Source organism: Thiomonas sp. FB-6 (assembly GCF_000377645.1).
GTDB lineage: Bacteria > Pseudomonadota > Gammaproteobacteria > Burkholderiales > Burkholderiaceae_C > Thiomonas_A.
Genome location: NZ_KB898531.1, coordinates 1 through 6,307, shown reverse-complemented (window position 1 = coordinate 6,307; position 6,307 = coordinate 1). Strand labels below are relative to the sequence as shown.

At 63.7% G+C, this 6,307-nt stretch carries 11 protein-coding genes and 3 pseudogenes; 6 read left to right on the top strand and 8 right to left on the bottom strand.

Translation table 11 applies throughout. From position 1 onward, the window contains the following. On the bottom strand, positions 1-181 hold a 181-nt coding region (locus tag D466_RS0119740), incomplete at its 3' end, for a helix-turn-helix domain-containing protein (RefSeq protein WP_026285518.1). A 118-nt stretch (positions 182-299) separates the two neighbouring features. Between D466_RS0119740 and D466_RS22550 the strand changes: the two are divergent. Beyond that, positions 300-845 (top strand): annotated as a pseudogene (locus D466_RS22550) (ISL3 family transposase); the annotation flags it as partial. Between the two features lie 187 nt (positions 846-1,032). On the opposite strand, the pseudogene D466_RS22545 reads toward D466_RS22550, so the two are convergent. The 6 genes and pseudogenes from D466_RS22545 to D466_RS23705 all read right to left on the bottom strand — a co-directional run. Further along, positions 1,033-1,245 (bottom strand): annotated as a pseudogene (locus tag D466_RS22545) (type II toxin-antitoxin system HigA family antitoxin); the annotation flags it as partial. Between the two features lie 38 nt (positions 1,246-1,283). Continuing rightward, a pseudogene (locus D466_RS23035) lies at positions 1,284-1,385 on the bottom strand (type II toxin-antitoxin system HigB family toxin); the annotation flags it as partial. Between the two features lie 56 nt (positions 1,386-1,441). Beyond that, a complete protein-coding gene (locus tag D466_RS25000; RefSeq protein WP_255326098.1) occupies positions 1,442-1,813 on the bottom strand; it encodes a transposase in 372 nt (123 codons plus the stop codon). Then, positions 1,717-2,514 carry a transposase gene (locus tag D466_RS24995; RefSeq protein WP_081630071.1) on the bottom strand — a complete coding sequence of 266 codons (798 nt, stop codon included), beginning with the start codon at positions 2,512-2,514 and terminating at the stop codon, positions 1,717-1,719. The genes D466_RS25000 and D466_RS24995 overlap by 97 nt, the downstream gene beginning before the upstream one ends. A 129-nt stretch (positions 2,515-2,643) precedes the next feature. Beyond that, positions 2,644-2,856: a DUF2924 domain-containing protein gene (locus D466_RS22535; RefSeq protein WP_018915399.1), complete on the bottom strand. Its 213-nt coding sequence runs from the start codon at positions 2,854-2,856 to the stop codon at positions 2,644-2,646. A 70-nt stretch (positions 2,857-2,926) separates the two neighbouring features. After that, positions 2,927-3,118: a hypothetical protein gene (locus tag D466_RS23705; protein ID WP_081630073.1), complete on the bottom strand. Its 192-nt coding sequence runs from the start codon at positions 3,116-3,118 to the stop codon at positions 2,927-2,929. A gap of 157 nt (positions 3,119-3,275) precedes the next feature. Between D466_RS23705 and D466_RS0119710 the strand changes: the two genes are divergently transcribed. Next, positions 3,276-4,397 (top strand): XRE family transcriptional regulator, encoded by a 1,122-nt coding sequence (locus D466_RS0119710; RefSeq protein WP_018915398.1) that lies wholly within the window; start codon positions 3,276-3,278, stop codon positions 4,395-4,397. Positions 4,398-4,409: 12 nt separating this feature from the next. Next, a complete protein-coding gene (locus D466_RS0119705) occupies positions 4,410-4,931 on the top strand; it encodes a hypothetical protein (RefSeq protein ID WP_018915397.1) in 522 nt (173 codons plus the stop codon). A 173-nt stretch (positions 4,932-5,104) separates the two neighbouring features. Here D466_RS0119705 and D466_RS24345 read toward each other — a convergent pair whose 3' ends face one another. Beyond that, positions 5,105-5,254, bottom strand: a complete 150-nt coding sequence (locus D466_RS24345) for a hypothetical protein (protein WP_018915396.1) — start codon at positions 5,252-5,254, stop codon at positions 5,105-5,107. Positions 5,255-5,310: 56 nt separating this feature from the next. Here D466_RS24345 and D466_RS22530 point away from each other — a divergent pair, with 56 nt between their 5' ends. The 3 genes from D466_RS22530 to D466_RS22525 all read left to right on the top strand — a co-directional run. Further along, positions 5,311-5,589, top strand: coding sequence for an N-acetyltransferase (locus D466_RS22530; protein ID WP_018915395.1), 279 nt, complete (start codon positions 5,311-5,313; stop codon positions 5,587-5,589). 204 nt (positions 5,590-5,793) lie between these two features. Continuing rightward, positions 5,794-6,000 carry a helix-turn-helix domain-containing protein gene (locus D466_RS0119690; protein WP_018915394.1) on the top strand — a complete coding sequence of 69 codons (207 nt, stop codon included), beginning with the start codon at positions 5,794-5,796 and terminating at the stop codon, positions 5,998-6,000. A 14-nt stretch (positions 6,001-6,014) separates the two neighbouring features. Then, a partial coding sequence (locus D466_RS22525; RefSeq protein ID WP_038167050.1) for a hypothetical protein occupies positions 6,015-6,307 on the top strand: 293 nt, incomplete at its 3' end.

The following is a 6,307-nucleotide window of genomic DNA, read 5'->3' as shown; positions in this document are numbered from 1 at the left end:
CGTCGTGGAAGGGCGTGAGCTTGCTCGCCTGTTCCCCTCGAACGTACTTCGGCACCTTGGGCGTTTCGCCCTTGAGCCACTTGCTCACCGTATTGCGCGCCAACCCCGTCTTGCGGGCGATCTCGCGCTCACTGAGCTTGTCCCGACGGTGCAGGCGCCGGATCTTGCCGATCATGTCCATGGTGATCATTCCTGTCGTCCCCGCCGCACAAAAAAACAGCAGGGTAGGTCGAACACCTGGCCCAGTTTTCGGTCGGCACAACCCTCATACGTGGCTCAAATTTCGGTCGGCGCCAACACGCAAGCACTGCCCGCAGGCCCGGATCATCTACGACCTGTTCCACGTCGTGGCCAAGTATGGCCGGGAGGTGATCAGCCGCGTGCGTGTCGATGCAGCCAACGCGCTGCGGCACGACAAGCCAGCACGGCGCGTCGTCAAGCAGGCTCACTGGCTGTTGCTGCGCAACCGTGCGTCGCTGGGCGCCAGGGAGCGTGTTCGCCTCGAAGACGTCCTGCAAGCCAATCAGCCGCTGATGATCGCCTACGTCATGAAGGAAGAACTCAAGGCGCTGTGGACCGCGCCCGACGCATGGGAGTGGCGGCGCCGGTGGCGGCAGTGGCTTGAACATGCCCTCGACAGCGACATCGAGGCCCTGCAGCGCTTTGCTCAGCAGCTACGTCCGTACTGGCGCGGCATCCTCTCCAGGGTCCGCTGGCCCATGCACACCGGCCAGCTCGAGGGCATCAACAACCGCATCAAGGTCATCAAACGCATGGCCTACGGCTATCGCGACACCGACTACTTCTTCCTCAAGATCCGGACTGCCTTCCCCGGACATCCGTGAAGAACCCAAAAAAACCGCCTTGCGGCGGCGGGTCGGTGCGGCACGGATATCAGCGCGAGCCTGCAACCAGGGTCTCACGTTGCGCCAGCCAGGACGGCGACAACTCGCCGCGCAGCAACTGGCTGACGCCCACCTCGACCCCATGACAACGCTGTTCACCGTAGAAGCCAAGCTCAGTGTTCGCTGATCACCCGGCAACCGTCTCCGCAATCAGCACATCGGCCGGGATGCCCAGGCTTTTGTGCAGTCTGCGGATCATGGCCAGCGTCAGCGGGCGTTTGCGGCTCAGGATTTCGTAGACGCGGTTGCTTTTGCCAATGATCGGCTCAAGATCTTTGACGGACAAACCGCTCTGATCCATCCGGAATTTGATGGCTTCCACTGGATCGGGGGCAGTGATGTGATGGGGCGGATGTCCATGTTTTCCTCCGTGGCCGGTCAGGCCGACTCGATGGTTTCTGCGTCCACTGCGTCGTACTCCTTGTGGGTGCCGACAAACTTCACGTAGACGATCTGTAACTTGTACGCAATGGCCACGAGGCGATGTCCCGCTCGCTGTTGAACCGTGCTGAGGCGACGGCTCCATAGTGGGGATGCTACGCGGCTTGGCGAGTTGCTTCGACGGTGTCCTTGGGTGAGCGCTGCGCGAGGGCTTGCAGCAAGGTCTTCATCTGGTCGCAGCCACGCAATCGGCGCATGCGCGCAGCAGCGTCGTTCAAGGCGCTGGCGACCCATCGCAGCACCATGGCCCCGTCGCTCCAGCGCTTGACGTTGCGGGTGTAGGTGGCGACGAGCCCGTTGAGGTTTTCGATCGGGTTGGTGGTGCGCAGGGTGCGGTACAGCGAGCCGGTGATGCCCAGCGTCTGCAAGGTCAGCGTGTCCTCCAGGTCCTCGCGCAGGCTGGCGGCGGCGCCTGGATGCTTGGAGGCCATGGAGCTGGCCAGGCGCTGCAGTTGACGCCGAGCCAGATCGGCGTCGCTGGCCGCCCAGGCATCGCGCAGCGCGCGGTTGACGCTGGCTGGGCATCGAGGCCGCGTTCGATGAGATCGGACAACAGTGCCGTCACGACGCGGGCGGCCTCGCTGGATCCCTCGCGGATGCCCAGAATGTGCTTGCCGGCGTGATCATCGATCCCCAGGGCGATGAGGACCATGCGGTCGGCGAAGTGGATGCCATCGATCATGATGAAGGGCAGGTCCATGGCGTCGAGTCGGCGGTTCAGCCAGGCGTCGAGCTGCTGCTGGCTGAGTTCCTTGAATCGGCGCGACACGGCACTCTTGGATGCGCAGGACCTGCGCACCTTGGGTGGCAGCGGATCCAGCGTGCTGGCATAGCGTCGCGTGGACACCCCTGCGGCCACCGCCGCCAGCGTGGCCGCGTTGAGCGGGTCGGCTCCCGCCGCCCAGGCGAACGTGGGCAGCGGCAACTCCCCGGAGTCGAGGGCGCGTGCCCGCGGCCGGCGGATGTCGATGCGCTGACCGCCCAGCACGACGCGGCTGCTGGTGTGCCCACCTCGCACCGCGCGGCGCTGGGCATCGGGCACGCCCTTGGGCCCGCACAGCGCCTCCCGGTCGGCTTCCATCGTCACGTCCAGAACCCGCCGACCGGCTTCGATGCACAGCCCGTAAAACGCTTGCTGCACGTCCTGCAGAACGCCCTGCATCGGCATCGAAATCTGAACTTCGGGTTACGCGCATGCGCGCGCCTTGGACTTCGTGCGAGACTTCATCTTGGTGGCTCCTTTCTTTGCTTGCGAGGCACCCGCATGCTCGCATGCGGGCGAAAGGAGCCGCCACCTTCACACTATCCGTTCAGCTGGCGCGAAGTTGATGTCGCGCGGCCGCGCCCGCAGCTTGATCTTGGAATGCTTGGCGCCGATGGCTTCCAAGCGCTGGCGCGTGGTGTGCGACAGGCCACTGAAGGCCTCCTCCTGCATCTTGTAGGCGATGCGCGACTCGATGTAGGCGCCGTTGGGGTTGATGGGGCGGCTGCTGAAGTACCGATCCCACACTGGCCACAGCTCAGCGATGGGCAGGCTGGACAGCTCCGCGATCCGGCAACGGATGCTTGTTTCTCGTTCATCACAACTTCTCCTGTTGATAGGGGGTTGTATGAACGCGCTGTTCGGGCGGAAAGCCAAGGCCAACTTCTCTCTGTTTTGGCTCGTCCGCAGCAAGGGTGCGGACGATGGCAGCCGCAAGGATGGCGGCGATTTCGCCAGCACGGGCGCTGGCGCTCATCTCCGAGGGAGATGCGAGTTCGAGGTTCTTCATGACGGCCCCGGGGAATGGCAACCGTCAGGGATAGTGAGCCTGATCTTCCGAAGCGGATGGCAACGTAGGGTAATGCCGTTGCGTTCCGCATTTCGCAAGACTTTCTTGCGCAACTACGTTCGCAAGCGTAAAATGACGTTTTCGGAGGTGCCAACCCATGCTCGACAAGATCTCGCACAAGCTGATCGGCTTCCGCGTGAAGGCGGCGCGCGAGTCCAAGGGCTGGACGCAGGATCAGCTCACTGAAGGCCTTGGCCTGAACGACCGCCAGTCGGTTTCCGACATCGAAAACGGTAAGCGCACGCTGCGGGCGGAGGAAATGCTCGCCCTGACCGATCTGCTGGATCGGGACATCGAGTTCTTCATCGACCCCTTCGCCGTCGCGGGCGAGGCGCAATTCAACTGGCGTGCCGACCCCGGCGTGTCGGAGGAGAGCCTGGACGGCTTCGAGCTGAAGGCTGGCCAATGGATCGGGCTGCTGCGCTGGTTGCGCGAACAGCGCGACAGCCGGGCCAGCGTGCTCAAGCGTGCCCTGCGCCTGTCCACCCAGTCGTCCTACGAGGATGCGCAGGAGCGCGCGGAAAGCTTGGCCGCAGAGCTCGACCTGGGCGTCATTCCTGCCGAGACCCTGATCGACAAAGTCGAGCGCGAACTGGACATCCCAGTGCTGTTCGTCGACACGGTCGAAACCGCAGACGGTAAGTCGATCTCCGGTGCGACCTGCCATTTGGAGGAGATGGGCGTCATCCTCATCAACCGCAACGAAAGCGAGGCTCGGCGCTTCTTCGATCTCGCCCACGAACTCTTCCATGCGCTGACGTGGGATGCGATGAGGCCCGAACACCGGGAGTCGAACTCTTTCGAGGAGCGCACCAAGGGCAAGCGCGTCGAGCAGCTGGCGAACAGCTTCGCGGCTGGGCTGCTGATGCCGCGCGCCTCGCTCGACAAGCTCATCGACAAGGAACGCGTCAACGACATCGCGCATTTGTGCGAGGTCGCGGCCCTGTTGCGCGTCGCGCCGGTGGCACTGGCATGGCGGCTGTTCAACCTCAAGCTGATCGGCGAACACACACGGCTAAGCCTCTCGCAGGAGAAGCAGCGCCCCTCCGTTTCCGGCGCGCCCAAGCGGTTCTCCGCGTCCTTCGTGAATATGCTGCACGAGGCGCTGGAAAACGGAAGGCTGTCGGCGCGCAAGGCCGCCAAAGCCATCGGCATTGGCCTTGGCGGACTGACCGAGCTGTTCGGCCAGTACGACTTGCCCGCTCCGTTCGAGCTTTGAGGTGAATACCGTATGCCTCAAGTGCGCGTATTCGCTGACACGAACGTCATCCTCGAAGCATTTCGCACACGGTGCTGGACAGCCATCACCACGCACTTCGCGGTCGAAACGGTCGAGAAATGCGTCGAGGAAACCCTGACCGGCGATCCCACCGATCCACGCCATGTGGCGGTTCCGCCCGCTGAACTGCACGCGGGCCTCACGGCCCGGCATCCCGTCACCCGCAAGGAACTGGCCGCACTGGTCACCCGCCAGCCCGGATGCATGACGCTGGACGATGGCGAAAAGCACCTGTTCGCGTGGCTGCATGCCAGCAAGCTCCTGCCCAGCAACGTCATCGTCGTGACCACCGCCGACAAGGCGGCCCTCTTGGCATCGAATGGGCTGGGTTGGATCAGCTGCATGACCTCGCTGGAAGACCTCGCCCGCAAGGCGGGCGTCGGTCGCGTGAATCTCGACGCCTTGGCCTTGCAGTACCGCGAGGACTGGCTGTCCAGCATCAAGACCAAGATCATGTTGGGAGTCATCCCGTGAATGTCGAACCGCGCTGACGGTGCCGACGCAAAGGAGGCCACTCAGCATCAATCCAAGGAGCATCGAGTGGCCCCGAAGTCTCACAGGAACAATAAGCACATCGCCGAACTGATCGAGGCGATGTCCCGTTCGCTGTTGAACCGTGCTGAGGCGACGGCTCCATGGTGGGGATGCTACGCGGCTTGGCGAGTGGCTTCGACGGTGTCCTTGGGTGAGCGCTGCGCGAGGGCTTGCAGCAAGGTCTTCATCTGGTCGCAGCCACGCAATCGGCGCATGCGCGCAGCGGCGTCGTTCAAGGCGCTGGCGACCCATCGCAGCACCATGGCCCCGTCGCTCCAGCGCTTGACGTTGCGGGTGTAGGTGGCGACCCTCGAGAGTGATGAAGGGGCTGGCGCGTCACCCGGTGCCGGTCATGATCCTGCCCCGGCTCGCGGTGGACAAGGAGCATCAACGCAAGGGTCTGGGCCAGGCCTTGCTCAAGGACGCCCTGCTGCGTACCGCACAGGCCGCCGACATCGCCGGCGTTCGCTGCCTGCTGGTACAAGCCAAGGATGATGCAGCGCGGCGCTGGTACGAATCGTGGGAATTCGAGCCCAGCCCGACCGATCCGTATCACCTGTTCCTGATGCTCAAGGATCTCAAGAGCTTGTTGAGCTGAGGTGGCGTCATCTCGCGCCTGGAAAAGCGTGGCCCGGTTCCCGAGCCGGCCACCAGTGGTCATTGAGCACATTGCGGTGCAAGCAAGTCCTGCCCGCAAGACTCGCGCGACGGCGTGAACAAGCTTGGGCAAGCATCTTTCCCCTGATAGACTTTCATCCGGTTTAATCCACTTGATTCGCTTCCAACAGGCAGCGCGGACGCCATGACCACAGAACCGTGGGTTTCCGTCGAGCAGGTCGCCCAGCACCTCGGAGTGGCCAAGGACACCGTGTATCGCTGGCGCGAGCGCCGAGGGCTGCCGGCGCACCGCGTCGGGCGCCTGTGGAAGTTCAAGCTGTCCGAAGTGGACGACTGGGTGCGCGCCGGATGCGCGGATGAAGGCATCGACACCAACAAGCAAAGAGACTGAAGGCCACCACCATCATGGAACTCACTGAACGGATCCAGCGCGCCGTCGGGGATGGTCACCTGCAGCTCATCACCAGCGGCAAGACCGAGAAGATTCGCTACGTGGCGGTGAACGCCGCGGAACAATGCTCCGATCCGGAGGAGAAGGTCCGCGCCGCGTACTACGCGGAATGGATCTACCAATACGGTTACGCGGCCGACGACACGCTGGATCTCTCAAGAAAACGCCGGGCCGCCCCAAGTTTTCTTGACCCCCACGGGGGGCGGGCTGGGCGCAGCCCGGCCCTGGGGGCGCTCTCAAGAAAACG